This window comes from Neisseria sp. P0021.S005 (assembly GCF_051956955.1).
In genome coordinates this window covers 1-2,346 of record NZ_JBQCWY010000473.1, presented here as the reverse complement: position 1 = coordinate 2,346, position 2,346 = coordinate 1, and the positions used below count along the sequence as shown (strand labels likewise).

Annotated in this window: 2 protein-coding genes; both read left to right on the top strand. The window is 51.6% G+C overall.

The genetic code is table 11. The features are described from left to right. A partial coding sequence (locus tag ACTHUE_RS15745) for a TonB-dependent siderophore receptor (RefSeq protein ID WP_440423956.1) occupies nt 1–1,259 on the top strand: 1,259 nt, incomplete at its 5' end. A gap of 144 nt (nt 1,260–1,403) precedes the next feature. Continuing rightward, nucleotides 1,404–2,346: TonB-dependent receptor plug domain-containing protein (locus tag ACTHUE_RS15740; protein WP_440423955.1), on the top strand; the 943-nt coding region annotated here is incomplete at its 3' end.

Genomic DNA, 2,346 nt, shown 5'->3' with positions numbered 1-2,346 from the left:
ACGGCAAAGACACCAGTGCCGAAGTATTCACTTCCCTCAGCCATGAGTTTGATAACGGCTGGAAACTGACAGGCGATTACAGCCATGTTTCGGGTAAAAACGACATCGTTTCAGGCATTGCCGGTACTTTTGTCATTAATTCGGATTACTCCGCGCTCTTTACATCCGACCGCGACCGCAGCAAATACCGCGATCAGAATTTTGCGCTGGCCTTAGACGGCTATTATCCGGCGTTGGGTCGCTCGCACGAGTTCAATGTTGGCATCAGCCATCAGGACAACAAAGAAAACCTGTCTTTCTATGACGAAGGCGAATCGACGATTCCTGATTTGCGCCTCTTTAACGGCAATATCGCCAAACCCGATATGCCGTATCTGCGCGATGGTTTTTCACGCATGAAAAACCTGTCGGTTTACGGCTCGACCCGTTTCAAACTGACCGATAAACTCGCCTTTATCGGCGGCAGCCGTTTTGTGGATTGGCGTTACCGTTACAGCACCAGCCGTAACAAATTCGCACACAGCAGCCACAAACAAAATGTTTTCATTCCTTATTTGGGCGTAACCTACGACATCGGCGACAATCTGACCGCCTATGCATCTTACACCACCATTTTCCGTCCGCAAGTGCGTTACCTGACCAAAGACGGCGCGGCGCTCAAACCACAACGCGGCAAAACCTACGAGACCGGTTTGAAAGCATCATGGTTTGAAGGCCGTCTGAATGCTTCCGCCTCCGTCTTTATGAACAAACGCGACCATTTGGGCGTTGTTGCAGGCAAATTCGCAAATGGCGAGGAATACTACCGCGCAGCCGACAACACCACAACAAAAGGCGTGGAACTCTCTGTCGGCGGCCGTCTGAGCGAAAAATGGCTGCTGAATGCATCTTATGCACGTTCCAAAATTAAAGACAGCGAAGGGGTTCAACTGCATCCGTCTTATCCGGTTCATCTGTTCAAACTCTTTACCGCGTATGATGTGACCGACCGTTTGAACGTGGGTGCCAACGTCAACTGGCAAAGCCGCAGCCACACGCTGGATGAATACCCTGCAGACATCAATCCAGCCGCCGCCGCTGCATTGACCCAACGTCCGTACGCAACGCTGGACTTGACCGGTCATTACAAAATCGGCAAATCCACCCGCATCAGTTTGGACTTTGAAAACGTCTTTAACAAACGCTATCGCACCATGCCGGATATTCACGTTTACGGCACGCCGCGTAGTGTGACTGCAACAGTTAAACATACGTTCTAATTGAAAAGAAAAGTAGGACAGGCCGTCTGAAAACCTAAATTATCGGGTTTTCAGACGGCCTTTTGTTTATATCTTAAACTTGCAAAAACCGTCTGTTTGTTTTATAAATGTAAACCATTATTATTCAAATGGTAAGGTTGTGTAATGAAAAAGAAAGCGATTGCCTGTGTAATAGGGGCGGTTTTTTCCGGACAGTTATATGCGGCTCAGATGCCGGTGGCTCAGGCAGAAATAGAGCCTGTGGTGGTCACGGCTGACCGCAATGCGCAAACTTTGGATAAAGCCGCGCCGAATGTGTCGGTTATCGGACGTAAAACCTTGAATCAAGCCTCGGCGCAGAATTTGGACGATATTGTAATGTACGAACCCGGCGTCAGCGTGCCGTCTGACAACAACCGCCGTGGCCATGCGGGCATTAATATCCGGGGCATAGACGGCAACCGCATTCTGATGATGGTGGACGGTGTGCGCATTCCCGAATCTTATGCGGGCGGCGGCTCCAACGGTGCGATTTCGGGACGCGATATGGTCGAAAGCGACACGCTCAAGCAGGTCGATATTGTCAAAGGTCCTTATTCTGCGCTCTACGGCAGCGACGCGCTCGGAGGCGTGGTGAATATGGTGACGCTCTCACCGAGCGATTTTGTCGATGCGGGCAAACGCGGGCATTTCGGTTTGAAACACGGCTACCACAGCCGTGACCGCAGCCATGGCGTGACGGCGACTGTGGCAGGTTTCCATGAAAACGCCGAAGGTCTGCTGATGCTGACGCGCCGCCAAGGTCATGAAACCGAAAACATGGGCAGCGATACCAGCTACTCGACTGCGCGTACTGCCACCAATCCACAGAAAAACAATGCCTACAATATCTTGGCGAAAGGCAATATCGGCAACGAACGCCACCGCCTGGAAACTTTGTACGAACAGTATTACCACGCCAACGATACCGTATTGGCAAATGGCTTGGGTTCGCAATCGCGCGGGCCGGTAACCATCGCAACATCTGAGAGCAACGCCCGCGACCGTATCCGCCGTCAACGTATCGAAGCAGGCTACCGCTACACTGGCGAAGGCCGTCTGAAAGAAG